Origin of the sequence: Helicobacter canis (assembly GCF_900451095.1) — a bacterium.
Classification (GTDB): domain Bacteria; phylum Campylobacterota; class Campylobacteria; order Campylobacterales; family Helicobacteraceae; genus Helicobacter_B; species Helicobacter_B zhangjianzhongii.
The window spans coordinates 1,414,413-1,434,931 of sequence record NZ_UGHV01000001.1 but is presented as its reverse complement, the minus strand read 5'-3'; the positions used below and the strand labels follow the sequence as shown (position 1 = coordinate 1,434,931).

The 20,519-nt window shown below is 46.9% G+C and carries 18 protein-coding genes; all 18 read left to right on the top strand.

Features of this window, described 5'->3' with window-relative positions; genetic code table 11:
- Positions 1-55 precede the first annotated feature (55 nt).
- The 18 genes from rplI to DX060_RS06675 all read left to right on the top strand — a co-directional run bounded on the left by rplI (position 56) and on the right by DX060_RS06675 (position 20,496).
- The gene (gene rplI / locus DX060_RS06755; protein ID WP_115011744.1) at positions 56-499 is read left to right on the top strand and encodes a 50S ribosomal protein L9; all 444 of its coding nucleotides are present in this window, start codon (positions 56-58) and stop codon (positions 497-499) included.
- Positions 500-508: 9 nt separating this feature from the next.
- The gene (locus tag DX060_RS06750; protein ID WP_115011743.1) at positions 509-2,872 is read left to right on the top strand and encodes a hypothetical protein; all 2,364 of its coding nucleotides are present in this window, start codon (positions 509-511) and stop codon (positions 2,870-2,872) included.
- 120 nt (positions 2,873-2,992) lie between these two features.
- Entirely contained in the window at positions 2,993-4,114 is a 1,122-nt protein-coding gene (locus tag DX060_RS12350) for a glycosyltransferase family 2 protein (protein WP_115011742.1), read from the top strand.
- A gap of 17 nt (positions 4,115-4,131) precedes the next feature.
- Positions 4,132-4,614, top strand: coding sequence for a hypothetical protein (locus tag DX060_RS11365; protein ID WP_181814224.1), 483 nt, complete (start codon positions 4,132-4,134; stop codon positions 4,612-4,614).
- The gene (locus DX060_RS06740) at positions 4,601-5,758 is read left to right on the top strand and encodes a glycosyltransferase (RefSeq protein WP_115011741.1); all 1,158 of its coding nucleotides are present in this window, start codon (positions 4,601-4,603) and stop codon (positions 5,756-5,758) included. Before DX060_RS11365 ends, DX060_RS06740 begins: the two co-directional genes overlap by 14 nt.
- Before the next feature lie 80 nt (positions 5,759-5,838).
- Positions 5,839-7,089 carry a glycosyltransferase family 2 protein gene (locus DX060_RS06735; RefSeq protein WP_115011740.1) on the top strand — a complete coding sequence of 417 codons (1,251 nt, stop codon included), beginning with the start codon at positions 5,839-5,841 and terminating at the stop codon, positions 7,087-7,089.
- Between the two features lie 111 nt (positions 7,090-7,200).
- Positions 7,201-9,162: a glycosyltransferase gene (locus DX060_RS06730; protein ID WP_115011739.1), complete on the top strand. Its 1,962-nt coding sequence runs from the start codon at positions 7,201-7,203 to the stop codon at positions 9,160-9,162.
- A gap of 8 nt (positions 9,163-9,170) precedes the next feature.
- Positions 9,171-9,659 (top strand): glycosyltransferase, encoded by a 489-nt coding sequence (locus DX060_RS06725; RefSeq protein WP_181814223.1) that lies wholly within the window; start codon positions 9,171-9,173, stop codon positions 9,657-9,659.
- 27 nt (positions 9,660-9,686) lie between these two features.
- Positions 9,687-10,337, top strand: a complete 651-nt coding sequence (locus DX060_RS06720) for a hypothetical protein (protein WP_115011737.1) — start codon at positions 9,687-9,689, stop codon at positions 10,335-10,337.
- A gap of 41 nt (positions 10,338-10,378) precedes the next feature.
- The gene (locus DX060_RS06715; protein ID WP_115011736.1) at positions 10,379-11,128 is read left to right on the top strand and encodes a glycosyltransferase family protein; all 750 of its coding nucleotides are present in this window, start codon (positions 10,379-10,381) and stop codon (positions 11,126-11,128) included.
- Positions 11,128-12,534, top strand: coding sequence for a glycosyltransferase (locus DX060_RS06710; RefSeq protein WP_115011735.1), 1,407 nt, complete (start codon positions 11,128-11,130; stop codon positions 12,532-12,534). The genes DX060_RS06715 and DX060_RS06710 overlap by 1 nt, the downstream gene beginning before the upstream one ends.
- A 5-nt stretch (positions 12,535-12,539) precedes the next feature.
- Positions 12,540-14,996, top strand: coding sequence for an FAD-dependent oxidoreductase (locus tag DX060_RS06705; RefSeq protein WP_115011734.1), 2,457 nt, complete (start codon positions 12,540-12,542; stop codon positions 14,994-14,996).
- A gap of 81 nt (positions 14,997-15,077) precedes the next feature.
- Positions 15,078-16,322 (top strand): efflux RND transporter periplasmic adaptor subunit, encoded by a 1,245-nt coding sequence (locus DX060_RS06700; protein WP_115011733.1) that lies wholly within the window; start codon positions 15,078-15,080, stop codon positions 16,320-16,322.
- Positions 16,319-17,035 carry an ABC transporter ATP-binding protein gene (locus tag DX060_RS06695; protein WP_115011732.1) on the top strand — a complete coding sequence of 239 codons (717 nt, stop codon included), beginning with the start codon at positions 16,319-16,321 and terminating at the stop codon, positions 17,033-17,035. The genes DX060_RS06700 and DX060_RS06695 overlap by 4 nt, the downstream gene beginning before the upstream one ends.
- Entirely contained in the window at positions 17,035-18,249 is a 1,215-nt protein-coding gene (locus tag DX060_RS06690) for an ABC transporter permease (protein ID WP_115011731.1), read from the top strand. The genes DX060_RS06695 and DX060_RS06690 overlap by 1 nt, the downstream gene beginning before the upstream one ends.
- 253 nt (positions 18,250-18,502) lie before the next feature.
- A complete protein-coding gene (locus DX060_RS10865; protein ID WP_147278789.1) occupies positions 18,503-19,069 on the top strand; it encodes a hypothetical protein in 567 nt (188 codons plus the stop codon).
- 30 nt (positions 19,070-19,099) lie between these two features.
- Complete coding sequence (locus DX060_RS06680) at positions 19,100-20,263, top strand: YcjF family protein (RefSeq protein WP_115011729.1); 1,164 nt, start codon at positions 19,100-19,102, stop codon at positions 20,261-20,263.
- Positions 20,263-20,496, top strand: coding sequence for a hypothetical protein (locus DX060_RS06675; protein WP_115011728.1), 234 nt, complete (start codon positions 20,263-20,265; stop codon positions 20,494-20,496). Before DX060_RS06680 ends, DX060_RS06675 begins: the two co-directional genes overlap by 1 nt.
- Positions 20,497-20,519 lie beyond the last annotated feature (23 nt).

Here is a 20,519-nt window from a genome sequence, read left to right as displayed (position 1 = left end):
TGTAATCATTTTCTAAGTGCTACAATTTCGCGAAATTATACCCAAAGGAAGCGTTATGAAAGTGTTGCTACTAGAAGATATTAAAGGTCTTGGCAAAAAGGGTGAAATCCGCGAGGTCAAAGATGGCTATGGGCAAAATTTTTTGATCGCTAAAAATAAAGCAAAGCACGCCACTAATGAAGTCATCAACAAATACAGATCCCAGCAAAAGCACCAAGCCGAGCTAGAAGCCCTAGAGCTAGAGAAGCGCAAGCAGCTTGCCAAAAGCCTAGAATCCATCACGCTAGTATTAGAGAAAAAGGGCAATAACGGCACGCTCTTTGGCTCTATCACCAAAGAGGAAATCGCCACCACCTTGCAGGAGAAGCACAATCTCCACATCGACAAAAAAGAGGTCGATATACCAACACCCATTAAACACACAGGGGCATTTGCAGTCATTATCCACCTAGGCTTTGGTATCAATGCAAATTTAGCCATAGAAGTCAAAGAGCTATAAGAAGCGTTGATGAAAGCACTTCTTGCTACTTGCTTGTCTCTAGCAAGCTTGTGTGCTGATACAATTGCTAGCTATGCTATGCCGCCACTTATCACGCTTGCACCAAATGTCAATAAGCAGGATTCTACCCTAGCGCAAAAAGCCAATGGCGAGCAGACATTCTTCCACGCAAGAGCCTTTAGCATACAGGGCGCGAGCAACGCCACCTACACCCTAAGCGCGAATGACAAAACCACGCATTTCCAAAGTGCTGGCATTAGCCTAAAACAAGCCAAAGTCGCGCTAATGGGCTACCATACACTTGCCTTTGCTGAAGGCTCTGTGCTAGAAGTGGATTCTAGCTCAAGCTTGTTTGTGATCCTAAGTGATAAATCCATAATCAACCCCCAAGCAAGCGAATATGGCGGAGAATCCAAAGTGCGCTTTGGCGAGCATAGCAAGCTGCTTTTAGCCCCAAACGCCCAAGCTAGCTTCTCGCAGCTGCGGCTCTTTATCCACGATGGCGAAGTGCGTATAGAAAATGGCGCGAATCTTAGCATTGAGGCGGATAAGGCGATTAGATTTCAGCATAGGCTAGAAAATAATGGCGGCACACTCACTCTCAAGGGCAGTGTCTATAATGTCGGCAACACACGCGGACTCACGCCAAATGACTACACCACCACCGCGCAATTTGTAAGCCGCGAAGGCACAATCACGCTACAAGGAGATTTCTACAATGGCGGGCAGACCAACAAGGGCGTAGATAGCACCGGTGGGGGCAGTGGGCTAAACTCCTTTGACCCAGCCTTTGGCGGTGGGGGCGAGCTTATCCTCTATGGCGGGAGTATGACAATTAGCGGGCAGCTCATCTCCCAGAAGGGCGGCGATCTTACCATTGATGGCGATTTGCGTAATCCTAAGGATTCTAGCATTGGGCTTTATGGCTCTGTGCTGCAAGCACAAGGCGTGCAGAATAAAAGCGGCAGCACGATAATTTTTGGCGCGTATAATGGCACGCTTGGTCAAATCAAAGGCAATGTTACTAATACAGGAGCAATCCTAGTAGATTCTAAAGGCTTATCACTAGGCAAGCATACATTCATACAAGGCACACTTACTAATCAAGGCTCACTATCTCTCACACAAGCCACACACGACTTCCTTACAATCGCCCTAGTGGATTCTAACACCGCCATTACCATCACGCACAATGACACTGCCTTGCAAGATTTCTACACTAGCTTAGGAGATGATAGCCAGATCCTACACGCACTAGAGCAAGTGTTTGACCAAAACCACAAAGGCAGTATCTATACCTATGGCGGGCGCAGTGAGCTCTCTCAACTCATCAATGATACCAAGGACACACTAGCGACAGATCAAGCCACGCCGCTAGCCGCACTAGAATCCTTGCAGACCGCCCACCTTGTAGGAGCTCCCTTGCCCCCACAAGTCCTAGCCAAGCTTAATACCTCGCAAGAAAAAGTGCGCCTTGCCTACAATACCCTAGCCTACTCTAGAAATAGACAAAATATGCCAAGATCCTATGCCCCTTATCAAAACGCCCTGCTTGCCACACCTAGCTATGCCTACGCACCACAAAGGCGCGTAGCACTTGATATGCGCGCACTTGGTGGCGGAGTATTTGGCAAGTATGGAGCAGGTGGGCTAGCGGGGCTAGAAGCTGGGGCTAACACACAAATCTATGGGCATAATCTCCGCCTAAGCGGAAGCTTCCTCTACAACACCCTAGGACAAAATCTCACAAACACAAGCACAAAATCCAGCACCTATGCCTTTGGGCTCTCACTCAGTGATACGATCGCGTGGAGAGGCTTGGAGCTAGATTTAGGGCTACTAGGCTCTTTGGGTAGCTTTGAGACGCAAAGCTCTATCACTATGGCGGGGCTAGATTCTCGCACAAGCTTCTTAGCTCATCGCATTATGGGCGAAGTGGCACTTGGGTATAGGGTTTTTATGGGATCAGTCTTTGTAAAGCCCTATGCAAGCGTGCGGCAATATCTCTTCACACAGCATAGCCCACGCACCACATCTGGGGCGATCACTCCGCAAGGCTATATGGATTATATGATCAATATCGGCTTTGGGGCGCAAGGTGGCGTGGCGTTTTCTGCCTTTAGGGGGGTGGGGATACTCACCGCTAGGGCTGATTATGAGCCACATCTCTACAATAGCAAGCAAGAATCCACCATATCGCTAAATGGCTCAAGCGTGGCTATCACACTGCCCTATAATGACCGCTTCACCCTAGGGATCAATGCCCAATACCAGCTCACGCGCAGCACTATGGGGCTAGAGCTATTCTACACGCGTGCTTTTGGCGGTATGCACGCCCTAGGTGGAAGTGCTATGCTATCTTATCGCTTCTAGATTCTACTATGCTGCCTAGCTGCACGCATACTCTCCCCTAGATTCTACAGACTTTAAGCAACTTCTCGCTAGAATCCGCACCGCACAATCCCCATAATCAAACAAGATCAAAGGCAGCAAGTGGCGCATACTCCTAGATTCTCTATCATTATCCCTACTTATAATGTAGAAGCCTACATTGCTCGGTGCCTTGAGTCTTGTATCAATCAAACTTTTAGCGATATTGAGATTTTAGTCGTTGATGATTGTGGGAGTGATAGCTCTATGACAATCGCGCAACGCTACGCCACAAAAGACCCTAGAATCCGCATAATCCACAATGCCAAAAATCTCGGCACATTTGCCACGCGTATCGCTGGGATTGCAGAAGCAAGGGGGGAGTATATCTTGCTCGTTGATGCTGATGATTACTTGCATTTGCACGCGTGCCAGACACTGCACCACGCCACAGCGCATAATGCTTCTATCTTGCACTTCAAAGCCCACTACACAGCCACCGCCAAAGCCCCGCTGCTAGCAAGGCTCACACATTATCTCCGCTATATTTTGCCTACGCGTTTTTGCAAGACTCCCCTGCACAATGAGCAAATCGCCTATAATTTTTTCCTAGACTCAAGGCAGTTTCCTAAATTTACCCTATGGGATAAATGCTACAAGGCTTCTTTGCTGCGCCACGCTTGTGCGCATTTCATAGATTCTAGCTTCACGCCCATCGTGGCAGATGACCTGCTCTTTTTCCTAGTTGTTGCCAGCCTTGCGACAAGCTATATAAGCATTGACAAACGCCTATATTTCTACTGCTTAAACACACACTCAAGTATGCAAAACCCGAGCAAAAAAGCACGCAGGATAGAGAGCTTTAGCTATGTGGCTAATGCCCTACATAGCCTAAAGCTAGATTCTAGCCTTTTGCCCCAAATCGTGCGCATTATGAGCAAAGATCTCGCCGCGCTCATTATCCTAGAGTCGCGCGTTTTAGATCCTAGGGCTTCTACCCCCAGCAGTGTGCAAAGTGTAAAAATAGCGCGTAGGGGGGGGGCAGAGCTAGAGTCTATACTAGCTCCGCTTATACCGCTTGTGGATTCTGGGCTTATCCCAGCACCCAAGATCCCGGCATATATGCGCTTTCTCCGCTCGCCTTATCTGCTCTCTTGCGCCTTGTCTCTGCAGTATTGGAATCGCTTCCTTACTTATATTCGTATGTTTGTTTATATTATTTCTATGAGGTATGTCAAAATCTAGAATCCTCGTTTGCTAAAGTGGATTCTAGGAATGCCCTTTTTGCTAACGCAAAATTTATGGATTGCCACGCCACTGCTAGCGCAGTGTCTCGCAATGACAGCGAGTTGGATTCTAGTGTGGATTGCCACGCCACTGCTAGCGCAGTGTCTCGCAATGACTATAAAAACGCCGTTTTTCAAAATGAGGATTCTAGGGAAAACGCCCAAGGTTTAAACGAGTCGCAGGCGGAAGCAAAGCTAGATTCTAGCACCGAAGCAAATTTAAATGAGCCAGCACAGGATTCTAGGATTTGCGATGAGAAAACCAGCGAAGCGGTGCAAGGCGAAGCCGCAGCAGGTTTCTTTAGCAAACCTTTGCTTTTCAAGCCGCGCAAGGAGATAAGACTCGAGTGTCTATTGACGCAGCGCGGCGCAGAAATCAAAGGTTTATCGCGCAAAGCCGAATCCACCAAAAAAGCTGAATCGCTTTTACTTTTAAAGGCAGCCTATGCCGCTGCCTAAAATCCTCCAACTCGGCAAATTCTACCCCCCAGACATTGGCGGGATTGAAAGTGTAATGCAAGATATTTGCGATGGGATAAATGCTAGAGGGCTAATCTGCGATGTGCTATGCTCTAGCTCTTCTTATAGCTTTAGCTATGAGATTTTAGACTCTAGGGCTAGAATCTACCGCACCAAAAGCTTTGGCAAGCTTGCCTCCACTTCTATCACACCGCAGATGATTTTCACACTGCAAAAGCTTATAAAAGCCTATGACATTATCCACTTGCACCTGCCAGACCCTATGGCAAATCTAGCCCTTTTCCTAAGCGACATACAAGGCAAGCTCATCATCTTGCACTGGCATAGCGACATCATCAAGCAAAAGCACCTGCTAAAGCTCTATGCCCCCCTACAAAGCTGGCTACTACAAAGAGCGCATAGCATTATCGCCACAAGCCCCAAATACGCCCTAGAATCCGCCTTTTTACAGCCCTACTGCGATAAATGTGTAAGTATCCCCATAGGCATAGATGATATAGCCCCTAGCTCCCTAGAATCCACCCTGCCACAACGCCCAGCACAAAGCAAAAAGGAGGAGAAAAAGATTATTTTTGCCCTTGGGAGACTTGCGCAAAACAAAGGCTTTATATATCTAGTCCAAAGCGCGCAATACTTACCAGATGAGTATGAAATCCACATAGGGGGCGATGGCGCATTGCACTCCAAGCTAGAAGCCCTTATCAATGAGCATAAGCTCTCCCATAAAGTCAAATTGCTAGGGCGCATAACGCGCGATAAGCTAGCAAAGCACTATCAGCAATGCCACATTTTCGTGCTGCCTTCTATCCAAGAGTCTTATGGGGTTGTTTTGCTAGAGGCGATGAGCTTTGGCAAGCCAATTATTAGCACCAAGCTTAGCCCATCAGGGAGCGATTATGTCAATGCCCATAATATCAGCGGCATTGTAGTCCCGCCTAAAAGTCCAGCCGCCATAGCTCAAGCCATTAGAGAGATAGAGCGCGACTATGAGCGATTTTCGCGCGATGCTAGGGCTAGATTTTTGCAGCTTTTTACTAGTGAAAAAATGCTAGATTCTATCTATGAGCTTTATTGTAGCCTTTATGCAAGTAGGGAAAATCTCTTAGGGGGGGGGCAGAGCTAGGTTATAAAATCTATATTTTTATAGATTCTAGCCTAGAATCTATTTTTTTATACAACGCCTTTTTTCTGTCATCGCGAGCCGTGTGCCAGCACGGCGTGGCGATCCATAAGCCAGAATCCACTTTTTCAAAAGTGGATTCTAGGAATGCCCTTTTTGCTAACGCAAAATCTATGGATTGCCACGCCGACAAGTCGGCTCGCAATGACAGCGAGTTGGATTCTAGTGTGGATTGCCACGCCACTGCTAGCGCAGTGTCTCGCAATGACAATGAAAAAGTGGATTCTAGGAGTTTTGCCAAAAACGCTAAAAATCTAACAACACTGCAGGCGGAAGCAAGGTTAGATTCTAGTAAAAGTCCCAGCGATTCTAAGATTTTGGAGCTAGAATCGGGGCTTTTACTAAAGAAACCTGCTTCGGCTTCGCCTTGCACCGCTTCGCTTGTTTTCAAGCCGCACAAGGAGATAAGACTCGAGTGTCTATTGACGCAGTGCGGCGATGAAATCCACGATTCTAGCCCAAAAGCTGAATCGCTTTTAAAGCTGCCTAAAATCTCCCTCATCACCACCACCTTCAACTCCGCTACCACCATTTCTAGCACGCTAGAATCTATCCTAGCACAAAGCTATACCGACTTTGAGCATATCATCATCGATAATCAAAGCAGCGACTCCACGCTATCAATCATAGAATCCTACCGCCCACAATATCGCGCAAAAGGTGTGAGCCTACAAGTCTTTAGCCAAAGGGATTTAGGGATTTATGATGGTATGAATAAAGGCTTAGAAAAAGCACGCGGAGAGATTGTGGGCTTTTTGAATGCTGATGACTTTTTTGCCTCAAAGCTTGTGCTAGAGTTTATCGCGTGGGGGTTTGATAAGCCAGATTCTATTGATATTGTCTATGCTAATATCCTTTACATAAGCCACTCTATGCAGCCTTTGCGCACACTTAATGGCAAAAATCTCAAAAAGCTAGATTTCGCACTAGGCTTCCACCCACCTCACCCAAGCTTCTATGCCAAAAAGGCTCTTTATACGCGCTATGGGGGCTTTGATCTCTCCTATGCAATCGCAGCGGATTATGAGATTATGCTGCGATTTTTGCAAAAGTATCAAGCAAAGTCTCTATATATTGATGAATGCTTTGTCAAAATGCGCGTGGGCGGGACCTCCAATGCAAATCTTAGCAATATTATGCGCGCCAATTTTGAATGCGCTCGCGCGTGGCGGGACAATGGCTTAAGCAGCTTCCCTATCTTCATCGTGCTAAAGCCACTGCGCAAGATATTGCATAGGCTTGTAATGCTCTTAGGGGGGGGGGGGGAGAGCTAGAGTCTAAGCCGCTTTATCTCACATATCATATTGCTTTTGCTCCATCTTATCGCTTCGCTTCTTTTGCTTTAGACAATTCTTTTGCCCTACAAGCAAAGCTAGGTGGATACAATGCCGCCTAAAATCCCACGCAAATGCCTTAAACCCCCTAAATTCCAGCTCCCTAGATTTAAGCTCTTAGGCGCGAGCGATTGCAACAATCCTAGCGCGATACCTAAAAAGCAGATTCTAGCGTGGGAAAAGCAAGGGATTATAGAGTATCTAGGCGAGACAAAAGATGTCCGCCCCTTTGTAGAATCTGCCTCCTGTGTGGTGCTGCCAAGCTCATATAAAGAGGGTGTGCCTAGAGTTTTGCTAGAAGCTATGAGTATGGGCAAAGCAATCATTGCCACAAATATCGCAGGGTGCAAGGAGTGTGTCGCCCCACCTTTTACAGCATATAAAAATCTCCTTATCGGGCAAAATGGCATACTTATCCCGCCTAAAGACGCACACGCTCTAAGCCTTGCGATGACCCTGCTTGCCTCAAACACACTGCCAAACACAGCCCCAAACACTTTAACACAAATGGGAGCAAATGCTAGGGCTTTTGTCAAAGCTCGCTTTTGTATATCAAGGGTTATTGCACACTATACAAGGGCAGTTACTTCAATCCTAGAATCTAGTTTTACTAAGAGAGATTCAGCTTTACTAAAGAAACATCGGTTAATGCCAAACGCTTCGCTTGTTTTGGGTAGTCATTCCGCAGATTTTGGGGATTGCCACACTTGGCAAAGCAAAGCTTACAATGAGAGTAAAAAAGTGGATTCTAGGAATGCTCTTTTTACTAACGCAAAATCTATGGATCGCCACGCGGATTTTCAATCCGCTCGCAATGACAATAAAAACGCCGTTTTTCAAAAAGTGGATTCTAGGGAAAACGCCCAAAGTTTAAACGAGTCGCACGCGGAAGCCAAGCTAGATTCTATGGATTGCCACGCCACTGCTAGCGCAGTGTCTCGCAATGACTATAAAAACACAATATGTAAAAAAGTGGATTCTAGCGATGAAGCCCCAAATCTACACCAGCAAGCGCAGGATTCTAGGATTTTTACCCAAAACGCTAAAAATCTAAGCAAGCCGCACGCGGAAGCAAAAGCGGATTCTAGTAAAAGCCCTCGCGATTCTAAGATTTTGGAGCTAGAATCGTGGCTTTTACTAAAGAAACCTGCTTCGGCTTCGCCTTGCACCGCTTCGCTTGTTTTCGAGCCGCGCGCGGAGATAAGACTTGGTGGTCTATCGCACAAGCGCGGCGATGAAATCCACGATTCTAGCCCAAAAGCTGAATCGCTCACAAACCTAGTTTTTGTGAGTAATACTTGTTTTGGTATGTATAACTTCCGCCTCCAAGTCCTGCAATCCTTGCAAAAAAGTGGCTTTGCTATCCATATCATAGCCCCCTTTGATGCAAGCACAAGCTCCCTAAACCAAGAGGGCTTTACCACGCATAATATCCGCCTAGATTCTCGCTCACTCAATCCGTTGAAAGACTTCCGCACCACATATACACTCTACAAACTCTTAAGACGCATACGCCCAGCTCTTGTGTTTAACTACACCATAAAGCCAGCTATTTACTCTTCAAGCGTGTGTAATGCCTTAAAAATCCCAAATATTGCCATCATCACAGGGCTTGGCTATGTATTCATCAATGATAAGGGTGAAAAAAGCAGCCTTAAAAAGCGTGTGCTACGCTTCATTGTGTGCCTTATGTATCGCTTTGCCCTTAAAGCCACGCAAGAAGTGTGGTTTTTAAACAATGATGACAAGCAAGAGTTTTTATCCCACAAGCTTATCGCACAAGATCAGGCATTTTTGCTTGATAGTGAGGGGGTGGATACGGAGTATTTCTCTCCTAAGGTTTGCAAGGATCCTGCACTACAAACACAAGAGACACAAGGGGAAATTGTCTTTTTGCTCGTGGCTAGAATGCTTTGGGATAAGGGCGTGGGCGAGTTTGTAGAAGCGGCAAAAATGGTGCAAGAATCTATGCAAAAGGCTAATAAGATAGAATCTAATGGGGGGGGGGCATAAACAATGCCGTGTCGCTAAAAATCCGCTTTAAGCTCTTAGGCTCAAGCGATTGCAACAATCCTAGTGCGATAAGCAAAGAGCAGATTCTAGCGTGGGAAAAGCAAGGGATCATAGAGTATCTAGGCGAGACAAAAGATGTCCGCCCCTTTGTAGAATCTGCCTCTTGTGTGGTGCTGCCAAGCTACAGAGAGGGGGTGAGTGTATCTCTGCTAGAGGCGATGAGTATGGGCAAAGCAATCATCACAAGCAAGGCAAGTGGCTGCAAGCATTTGGTAAGAGAGTTTGACAATGGCTACTCTAATGGCTTTTTATGTGAAGTGCGAGATGTAAAGTCTCTAGCAGGGGCGTTTCAGGCATTTATCGCGCTAGATTCTGTGGCAAAAGAGCTTATGGGGCAAAATGCAAGGGAGTTTGTGTGTGCAAACTATGATATGAAGCGCATCATTGCCACCTATCACAACGCCTGCCAAAACGCCCCCAACAAATCTATGCTATAATGCCCTATCCCACAAAAGGCAAATATCTTGCATATATCAACCAAAGAGCATATTATCTCTGTCGCGCTTTTGCACCATAATCTCTCTCTATCATCGTTGCGGGCATTGTATGAGGCATTGCGGGCGCGGTTTGCGTATTTTGAGATCGTGCTGCTAAATCCTACGCTAGAGAGTGAAAACAACCCCCCATTAGAATCCATTTTGTCATCACAAGCGACACGCTCTCCGTCATCGCGAGCCGATGAAGCCCTTTTCCTGTCATCGCGAGCGAGTGTAGCGAGCGTGGCGATCCATACACAAAATAAGGATTCTAGTCGTGAAACAATGGATTGCCACGCAAACGCTAGCGCATTTGCTCGCAATGACAGCATAAAAGTGGATTCTAGGGAAGCTCAAAATCTAAACAACTCCGCACAGGATTCTAAGATTTTTGCCAAAAATGCTAAAAATCTAAACGACTCGCACGCGGAAGCAAAAGTGGATTCTAGCACCGAAGCAAATTTAAATGAGCCAGCACAGGATTCTAAGATTGTGGAGCTAGAATCGTGGCTTTTCAAGCCGCACAAGGAAAATAAGACTAGAGGTCTATTGACGCAGTGCGGCGATGAAATCCGCGATTCTAGCCCACAAGCTGAATCCCTAATATTACCCCCCCCCCCCCCGTTACTAACAGCATAACCCACACCATCCCAAATTGCCGCGTGCTGCAAGTGCGCTCTATGGCTGGAAGCCCTAAGCGTTTAGGCTCTATCGCTTATGAGATTTTCTTGCGGCATTGCATTGGGGATTATGTGCTGTTTATGGATTTGCAGAGCGACCCGCTTGAAGTCGCACTTGCAATGCTAGAATCCTGCCATAATTATGACATCACCATAGCCACGCGCAAGAGCAAGCCCTATAACTTTGCGCAAAAATACACTTCAAAGCTTTTTTACAAGCTCTTGCGAGCCTTTAGCGATGGGGCATATAGAGAGGAGTTTAGCGAGTTTTGCGTGCTATCGCGCAGGGCGATCAATGTGCTACTACGCACGCAAGATGACATTAAGCTTTTGCGATTTATCGATTTTGATAGCACGCTAAAGATCTGTGAGCACCCCTACACCCCCACCAAAATCCCCAAAAAATCCCTGCTAGATTCGATCAATCTAGGGCTTGATATGCTCTTTGGTCGCTCTTATAAGCTGCTGCGGCTAGGCACAGGGCTATGCTTGGGCTTTGCGATCTTTAATGCACTATATGGACTATATATCATAATCTCCTTTTACTTTATGCCCCATATAGCCCAAGGCTGGACCTCAACTTCTAGCTATATGGTGCTAAGCAATATCGGGCTATTTTCTATGCTCTGTATTTTTGGCGAGTATATGCGCATAATCTTACTTCGGCAAAAAGATGCCATCTATGAGATCATCGATGAGCAAAGCTCTGTGGTCTTAGACTATGTCGAGCCAAATATCAAGGAGTCCTAATGCCAAAGACACTAAATATCCTGCTACCTGTGCTCAATGAGCAAGACCGCCTAGAATCTGGCGTGCGCACGCTTGCGGCATTTGTGATCAAGCATAATATCCCCTGTATGCTTACGATCGTTGATAATGGATCTAGTGATGCTACGCAAGAAATCGCTTTGTCGCTAACAAGGGATTCAGCTTTTCTAAAGAAACCTGCTTCGGCTTCGCCTTGCACCGCTATCGCTGGTTTTGGGCTAGAATCGCGGATTGCTGCGCCGCGCTGTGTCGATAGACGCCCAAGTCTTATCTCCTTGCGCGGCTTGCAAAGCCACGATTCTAACTCCAAAATCTTAGAATCCCGGAATGAGAATCCACAAACAAGCAAAAATCTTAGAATCTTTGAAGAGAAACAAGCTATGCAAGAATTGTCATCGCGAGCCGATGAAGCCCTTTTCCTGTCATCGCGAGCGAGTGTAGCGAGCGTGGCGATCCACAGCCTAGAATCCATTTTTGAAAAAGTGGATTCTAGGGGTTTTACCCAAACCGCTAAAAATCCAAGCAAGTCGCAGGCGGAAGCAAACGAGGATTCTAGGGGGTTTGATTCTGCTAGCGCAGAATTTGTGGATTGCCACGCAAACGCTAGCGCATTTGCTCGCAATGACAGCAAAAAAGTGGATTCTGGGGAAAACGCCACAAATGTGAGCAAGTCGCAGGCGGAAGGATTTTGCGATGATTTTCTAAAGAAACTTCGTTTTGGGGGCTTTCAAGGCGCGGGCGCAGGGATTTATCTGGGTGATAATGAGCAAGCCCGCGCCGTAGAATCCACCAAAAGCGCGCAAAAGCCAACGCCAACAAGCCCAAAAATCCAATACCTCCGCCTAAACCAAAAAGGCGTAGGTCTCGCCCTCCAAGCCGGCATAGACCACAACGCCTCCCTCCCACGCCCTTGCGAGTTTATCGGCTATATGGATATTGACCTATCCACCGACCTTACTCACCTGCTTGAAGTCTATGCCAAGCTATGCCAAGGACACCCCATAGTCGTAGGCTCAAGACTGCTTCAAGGCTCGCAAGTCGTAGGACGCAAGCTCTTGCGCGAGCTCACCTCCAAGACACTCAACACCATCATCAAAGCCGCCTTACACACAAGCTTTAGCGATGCGATGTGTGGATTTAAATTCTACCGCGCCGATATAGCCGCACTCTTGCGCCAACAATGCAGCGATGATCCTAGCTGGTTTTACTGCGCGCAAATGCTTATCCAAGCCCAAGCCCTAGGCATAGAGATTGAAGAAATCCCCGTGCGCTGGGAAGATGACGCACTAGGCTCAAAGGTGCAAGTAGCCAAGCTTGCTAGAATCTACCTAAAAGAAATCTACCGGCTACGCCACTTGCGCCGCGCGATCCTAGCCCATAAAAGCTAAAGCCAATGCAGCCACGCCAACAATCCCATAATTTCAACAAAGCCCTGCTTATAGGCAGCGGATACTTTGGGCAGATTCTACGCCCCTATATCGCCAAGCACTGCGAGATCCTAGCCATAGCCAACACCTCTACAAGCGACCTCCCTGCCCTTTTGCGCCAAGCAGATCTATGCTTCATCGCCACGCCCTTGCACTCGCACTTTGAGCTAGCTAGAGCCGCCTTGCAAGCCCACTGCCATACATTCATAGAAAAGCCAGCCACCAGCAACGCCCAAGAATACAGCGAGCTTGTATCCCTAGCCACAGCCCATAGCCGCGTGCTTTTCACCGACTATATCTACACCCTAAGCCCATCGATCCGCCACGCGCTGCTACTTTGCCAAGGCTTGCCCCTAGAATCCATCTGCGCCACAATCACCCAATATGGGAAATTTTATGAAAATGAAAGCGTGCTTGAAGTGCTAGGGGTGCATTATCTAAGCGTTTTTGCTCTAATGCAAGAGCTTGGCATTATCGCAGATGTAGAAGTGCAAGAATGCGTGTTTTTAGATCAAAAAAAGCTAAGTGCTAGGCTTAGGCTATGCGCAAAGCAAGCAGAGAGATCTATCCCCATATCGCTAGAATGCTCCTTGCTTAGCCACAAACGCCAAAGAGTGCTAAGGCTCTTTGGCAAAAAGTCCTGCCTGCAAGTCAATATGCTAGATCCAGCCCCACTCTCTTATGTGGATTCTAGCCCAGACCACGCCCTAGAATCCAGCCTACCTATCTTTGATGAGGGGGATAATCTCGCCCATAGCCTAGCGACATTTATGAGCTTCATAGCAAGCGATAATCTAGCTAAGGATATGCATTATGTGGCGCATACAAATATATGTGAGAGGACAGCCTGCTTGCTAGATTCAGCTTTACTAAAGAAACATCGGCTAATGCCGAATGCTTCGCTTGTTTTGGGTAGTCATTCCGCAGATTTTGGGGATTGCCACACTTGGCAAAGCAAAGCTTACAATGAGAGCAAAAAAGCGGATTCTAGGGAAAGCCATTCTGCTAACGCAAAATCTATGGATTGCCACGCCACTGCTAGCGCATTTGCTCGCAATGACAGCAAAAACGCCGCTAGTAAAAAAGTGGATTCTAGCACCGAAGCAAATTTAAATGAGCCTGCAAAGGATTCTAGGATTTGCGATGAGAAATCGGGGTTTTGCGAGCGCGTGCAAGGGCGCATACTTGGCGTATGTAACCGCAGCACGCGCGAAGCAATCCACGATTTATCGCGCAAAGCTGAATCCACCAAAAAAGCCGTATCCGCCAAAAAAGCTGCAACACACTACGACTGCATTATCATAGGGGGTGGGTTTTTTGGCGCATATATCGCAAGCTCAATGTCGCGCACGCACAAAAAGCTTCTTCTCATAGAAAAAGAGCGCGATTTGCTCCTGCGTGCTAGCGTGCATAATCAAGCCCGCGTGCATAATGGCTACCACTACCCACGCTCCCTTAGCACCGCCCTAAGCAGTGCTAGGCATTTTGCGCGATTTTGCGATGAGTTTGCTCCTGCGATTGATAGCAGCTTTGAAAAATACTATGCCATAGCCAAATACGGCTCCAAAACTTCTGCCACGCAGTTTTATCGGCTTTTTAAGCAGTTTTCTATCCCCATTGAGCCAGCAAGCGATATGGCGCGATCATTGTGCGATAATGCGCTGATAGAAGATGTGTTTTGCGTGCAAGAATATGCCTTTAACGCCAATATCCTGCGCCAAATCCTGCAAGAAAGCCTGCGCAAAAATCGCGTCCAAATCGCACTAAACACACAGGCTCTGCGAGTCTTTAGCGATCAAGGGGAGGTAGGGGTGAGCGTGCTAGAATCTAGCGTGCAAAGAGAGCAGATCTTCCACGCCCCGCTTGTGCTAAACTGCACTTATGCTGGGATCAACGCCCTTTTGCACAGATCAAATCTCCCGCCCTTCCCGCTCAAATACGAGCTTACAGAAATGGCTTTGGTGCGCCCGCCAGAGTCTTTGTCTAAAATAAGCTTTACCATTATGGATGGGGCATTTTTCTCCCTTATGCCCTACCCTGCTAGAGATTGCTACACACTAAGCCATGTCCGCTATACGCCGCATTGCGCGTGGAGTGGCACGACAAGCACCGAGCTAGGCAATGCTGATCCTTATGCCTTGCTAGATTCTCTCTTGCACCCTAGCCCTACAACCACATACAAGCTAGAATCCAAATTCCCCCTTATGCGCCACGATGCTATGCGCTATATCCCAAGCCTATCAAAGCTGCAATACATCGACTCTCTCTATGAGATAAAAACACTCCGCACGCACAATGAAATCGATGATGGCAGACCCATAATCTTTGCCAAAGACTATGGGATACCGGGCTTTTGCACCATTATGGGCGGCAAAATCGATAATATTTATGAGATCATTGCCTGCTTGCATAAGCATTTCTAGCACTTCATCATCGCTTCACATTCTGCGTTTATAATCTGCTACAATTTTTACCCACATTGCTAAGTATCTAGGAGATATGTCGTGAGTGTTTTAGCCAAGGATATGTATGCCAAGCTCTACCCCAAGCACACAAAGCGCAAATGGCTTTTTCTATCTATCGCGCTTATCTGTCTAGTGGCTGGGGGGATCATCTGGTGGCTCTATCCTAGCACGCCCAAATACATCTACAAAACCGCTATGCCAAAGACTGCTACAATCACGCAAATCGTCTCTGCTGCTGGCACACTCTCGCCCATTGATACCGTTGAGGTAGGTAGCCAGATCTCTGGGCGTATCCAAGAGGTGCTTGTCGATATAAATGATAGCGTGCAAGAAGGACAGGTGCTAGCGACCATAAATCCAGAGAAGCTTAATCAAACCCTAAACAAGCAAAAAGCCTCCCTAGAATCCGCCAAAGCCCAGCACAAGCTTAGCCTAATAACCCTAGAAAAAGCCAAGTGGAACTACGACCGACTGCAAGAGCTATATAAGCGCACACAAGGCAAATCCCCCTCAAAGCTAGAGCTACAAACCGCCAAGCTAGAGTATGAAAACGCCCTAAGCAGTGCGCAAGTCAATGCCCTAAATATCGCAAATATACAAGCAGATGTCAAAAGCAGTGAAATTGATATAAAAAACTCCATAATCCTAAGCCCTATCAATGGTATCGTGCTAGAGCGCAGTATTGATCCGGGGCAGACCGTGGCAGCAAGCTTTCAAACGCCCACGCTATTTAAGCTAGCAAAAAGCCTTGAAGAGATGAGTTTAGTTGTCAATGTCGCTGAAGCTGATATAGGCAAGGTGCAAATCGGGCAAGCCGTGCGCTTTAGTGTCGATGCCTACCCGGATACAGACTTTAGTGCTAAAGTCGATCGCGTAAGCTATGCTGCCACAGAAGATACTAGCAACAACATCATAAGCTATGAGACTAGAATCCTAGTCAATAACCAAGCCAAGCTGCTTCGCCCGGGTATGAGTGCTAGTGCAAATATCATTATCCAAACACAAAAAGATGTGCAGACAATCCCTGTAAGCGCGCTCTTTTTCGAGCCGCCAAAGCAAGAGGCTAGCAAACGATCCTTTTCTTTCTCCACTCCACCGCCGCCGCGCAAAAGTAGCGCAAAAGCGAGTAAAAAGCCTAGCAAAACCATCTATATCCTAGAAAATGGCAGCCCCACCCCCATAGAGGTAGAAGTAGGCATAAATGATGGCATAAATGCCCAAATCCTTAGCCCAAAGCTCCCAGAAAATACCCAAATCATCACACAAGCAAGCCAAAAGCAATGAGCTTTATCCTCCTAGAAAATGCGCATAAAACCTACAAAGCAGGCTACCAAGCTATGCGCGGGGTCAATCTCGCCATAGAGCAAGGCGAGTTTGTCGCGCTTATGGGTCCTTCTGGCTCGGGGAAATCCACCACTGCAAATATCCTTGGCTGCTTAGATTCGCTCACAAGCGGTCGCTATGTCTTTAATGGCGTAGATGTAACCAGCCTTTCACGCAAGCAAAGAGCCTTGCTACGGCGATTTTACATAGGCTTTATCTTTCAAGGCTTCAATCTGCTCTCACGCACCTCCGCGCTAGAGAATGTCGAGCTGCCGCTTTTATACCGCGGAATCCACAAGCACCAAAGAGAGCAAAAAGCCCTGCAAGCCCTAGAAATGGTAGGACTAAAAGAGTGGTCGCATCATCTAAGCAATGAGCTAAGCGGCGGACAGCAGCAGCGCGTGGCGATCGCTCGGGCAATCGCGCAAGAGCCGATGTTTCTCATCGCTGATGAGCCCACGGGAAATCTGGATTCTAAGCGCAGTGTGGAGATTATGCAGCTACTTAGCGAGCTTAATCAAAATCTAGGCATCACAATCCTTATGGTAACGCACGAGCACGATATGGCACGCTATGCCTCAAGGGAGCTACACTTCCTTGATGGGCAAATCCAGCAGGAGAGAAAAGTGGATTCTAGCATTAGCCCCCAAACACCCAGCCAAATGGATAAATAATGCTGCTAAACTCCTTCCTCCTAGCTTTCAAACAAATCCGCCGCAATCTCTTGCGCGCATTTTTGACAATGCTAGGGGTGATTATCGGCGTGATAAGCGTAGTGGTGATGATAGCTATCGGCAATGGTGTCAAGCAAAATATCCAAACCCAAATCAAAAGCCTAGGAAGCAATATCATTATGCTAAACCCAGCGCGTGGCTTTGGCAGTGGAGGCACAAGCTTAAAGCGTAGCTTTAGCAGCGCAGAAGTCGCGATCCTAAAGCACAATCTAACCTCTGTGCGTGCAGTAGCTCCTGTGGCATACAACGAAACTCTTGTGCGCTATGGTGGGAAAAACGCTCAAGTGCAAATTAGCGGAGTTGATGAAGACTACCTGCTGGCTAGTGCGTGGGAGCTAGAATCTGGACGCGCCATAGAAGAGAGAGAGTATAGCACAGGGGCGCGTGTGTGCTTGATAGGACAAAGTGCGGTAAAAGAGCTCTTCAGCCAAGAAAACCCCCTTGGAGCTAGAGTGCGTATCCGCGATAGTATGTGCGAGGTTGTAGGCGTGCTAGAATCTAAAGGGCAAGGCGGAAGGGGCAATGATCAAGATAATGTAATACTTATGCCTTTAAAAGCCTTTTCAAACTTTGTCTTTGGGACTACTAGCCCATTTTTTATCTCGCAAGTGCTTATCTCACTTGATGATGGAGTCGATAGTATCAGCGCAGTGGCAAAGCTACGGCAGATAATGCTCCAAATCCGCCCAGCACAAGAGGGGCAAAGAGAGCTATTTGAAATCTGGGATACCAAAGAGATGGCAAAAGCTATGGAAGAAACAACCAAAACAATGACCCTATTTCTAGGGGCGATTGCAAGTGTAAGTCTCTTTGTAGGGGGGATTGGGATTATGAATATTATGCTTGTCTCTGTAACAGAGCGCACCAGAGAGATCGGCACTAGGCTTGCCATCGGCGCGCTAGAGAGTGAAGTGCTTATGCAGTTTCTTGTAGAATCCATAGTGCTTAGCTCGCTTGGTGGGTGCATTGGGATCGTGCTTGGATTTTTTGGCGCACTGCTTGCTAGCTATATTATGGTGCTGCCATTTGTGTTTGATATAGGCGTGGCGTTTATGGCATTTGGTATTTCTGTGCTAATTGGCATAATCTTTGGCTACTTGCCTGCCAAAAAAGCTTCGATGCAAGATCCTATTAACGCCCTGCGCTATGAGTAAAAAGGGAGAGGATTTGGCTTTACGCGATAAAGCAGGGAGCTTGTGGCTAGCTCGTGCGATAGACCGCAAGTCTTATCTCCTTGCTCGCCACTGCACAACCCTGCTTTACTAAAGAAACCTGCTTGCGTGCCCCGCCTTGCACCGCTTCGCTGGTTTTCTCATCGTAAATCCTAGAATCCTTTGCTGGCTGTTTTAGAATTGCGGTATTTTCCTAGAATCCACTTTTTGAAAAAGTGGATTCTAGGATTGTGCTTTGTTTTTATGGATTACTAAAGAAGCTGCGCTTTGCCACGCCGACTTCATCGGCTCGCGAGTGAGAGAAAATGGGCGTTTTCACAAAGCCTGTTTTACTTCAAAAAGCTTGGTTTGCTTTACAAAGCTTGCTTTACTGCCGCATTGCTCGCCCAAGACTGAATCGCCAAACCCCATAGAATCCACTTTTGCTGTATCTGCTAGTAACTTCTATGACAAAACCTGTCAGCCTAGTGGGATACAATCTCATACACCACACCAAAGGAGCAGCTATGAAATGGTTCGCATTGGAATGGTTGGCACTTGCTGCCATAGCGACACTTTATTTGCTGCAGCTTTCACTATGCCTATATCTATGCGTTCAAGGCTATCCCTGCATACAAGAATGGCGAATGCCACAGAGCTTTATGGAGGGGCTTGGGCTTTTTGTGATAATTGCAAATATCCTTGTATCGCCAATTTATTTAGTGCTTATCATAGGGTATATAGAGCGCATTTGGCAAAAGATTGGCTAAATGCCATCACAAGCACGCATACGCAAAATTTAAGCTCGTTTTTTTTTTTTTGATTTAATACACTTTTGCACGAAGGAGATCGTATGACACCACAACAAACCCAAATAGACTACGAGAAGCTTTTCACAGAAGCATTGAGTCATTACAACACAATCAAAAAGGATTCTACCACCAAGCTAAATATCCTAATCGCAGGCAAAACCGGCAATGGCAAAAGCACGCTGATAAACGCGATATTTGGCGAAAATCTAGCTAAAACAGGCACAGGCAAGCCTATCACCCAAGCGATCACAGCTTACACTTCTGCTAGCTTGCCAGATCTTACCATCTATGATACCAAGGGGCTAGAGCTAGGAGACCCTAGCACGATTGAAGCAGTGAAGGGCTTCTTGCGAGATAATCACGCCAAAGACCCGCAAGAGCAGATCCATATCGTGTGGTTTTGTATCGCAGAGCCTTCACGCCGACTAGAGCCAGCAGAAAAGGATCTCTTTGACTTTATCAAATCCCAAAACTTCCCCATAATCGCCACGATCACCAAAGCCTCCCAAGACAAAGATGAAAATGGCAAAAGCTTCAAGGAGTTTGTGCAAAAAGAGCTTAAGCTAGGTGAGACTCACATAGAGCGCACAAGAGCCTTAGAGATAGAAGATGATGATGGCAATTTGCAAAAGCCAAAGGGGCTTAACGAGCTTTTAGACAAATCTTATAAACTTATGGGAGAAGCACAGGCAAACGCCCTAGCACGCTTCCAAGCCCACGACAAGGAGCAGCGGCACAAAGCCAATCTAGCCTATGCGAAAACCATCATCAACCGCTATGCCGTATCATCAAGCTTGTCTGGTGCCGCACCTATACCATTTTCTAATATAGGGATTTTGACAGGCTTGCAGGTTTATATGATTCTTCATATCAATAGTATTTTTGGCATTGATATGAAGAAGGAAAATGCCGCCCAGCTTGTCGCCACGCTTGCTTCTGTCGTAAGCGCGGCGTTTGGGGCGCGCTTTTTAGCGCAGATTGCAGGAAATCTGCTTAAGTTTATCCCCGGTCCCGGGAGCATAGCAGGCGGAGTGATCAATGCTACAATCGCTGTTGGCTCGACTAAAGTAATAGGCAATGCCTATCTTGCCTACCTTGATAAAAATTTTGATCATCTCACAAGCATAATTACAGACCTCACGCCAGATATGTTTAAAAGCTATGTAAATAGCGCGAAAGCCGAATACGATAAGGAGAAGAAATAATGGGGATTTTGACCTTTATTTTTTGGATCATTGTTTTGATGCTTGTGATATGGGCTGGTGGTGCCTTGATGGCTATTGGGCTGGTGGTGCTAATGTTTGCTGCTATCATCAAGGGGCTAGAGCAAGGCTACCACTGGTATATCGGCGAGCCTTTTGAAGTGATTTGGATCATCGGCGGTGGCATTGCTCTGCTGTTTTTACTCTATGCATTTCTATCAAAGCGTGATAGCTAGCTAGGCATAAAGCAAAGATTAAA

Coding starts and splice junctions, on each gene's coding strand:
- rplI (WP_115011744.1), top strand. CDS start 56: ATGAAAGTGTTGCTACTAGAAGATATTAAAGGTCTTGGCAAAAAGGGT.
- DX060_RS06750 (WP_115011743.1), top strand. CDS start 509: ATGAAAGCACTTCTTGCTACTTGCTTGTCTCTAGCAAGCTTGTGTGCT.
- DX060_RS06740 (WP_115011741.1), top strand. CDS start 4,601: ATGCCGCTGCCTAAAATCCTCCAACTCGGCAAATTCTACCCCCCAGAC.
- DX060_RS06730 (WP_115011739.1), top strand. CDS start 7,201: ATGCCGCCTAAAATCCCACGCAAATGCCTTAAACCCCCTAAATTCCAG.
- DX060_RS06715 (WP_115011736.1), top strand. CDS start 10,379: ATGGCTGGAAGCCCTAAGCGTTTAGGCTCTATCGCTTATGAGATTTTC.
- DX060_RS06710 (WP_115011735.1), top strand. CDS start 11,128: ATGCCAAAGACACTAAATATCCTGCTACCTGTGCTCAATGAGCAAGAC.
- DX060_RS06705 (WP_115011734.1), top strand. CDS start 12,540: ATGCAGCCACGCCAACAATCCCATAATTTCAACAAAGCCCTGCTTATA.
- DX060_RS06695 (WP_115011732.1), top strand. CDS start 16,319: ATGAGCTTTATCCTCCTAGAAAATGCGCATAAAACCTACAAAGCAGGC.
- DX060_RS06690 (WP_115011731.1), top strand. CDS start 17,035: ATGCTGCTAAACTCCTTCCTCCTAGCTTTCAAACAAATCCGCCGCAAT.
- DX060_RS06680 (WP_115011729.1), top strand. CDS start 19,100: ATGACACCACAACAAACCCAAATAGACTACGAGAAGCTTTTCACAGAA.
- DX060_RS06675 (WP_115011728.1), top strand. CDS start 20,263: ATGGGGATTTTGACCTTTATTTTTTGGATCATTGTTTTGATGCTTGTG.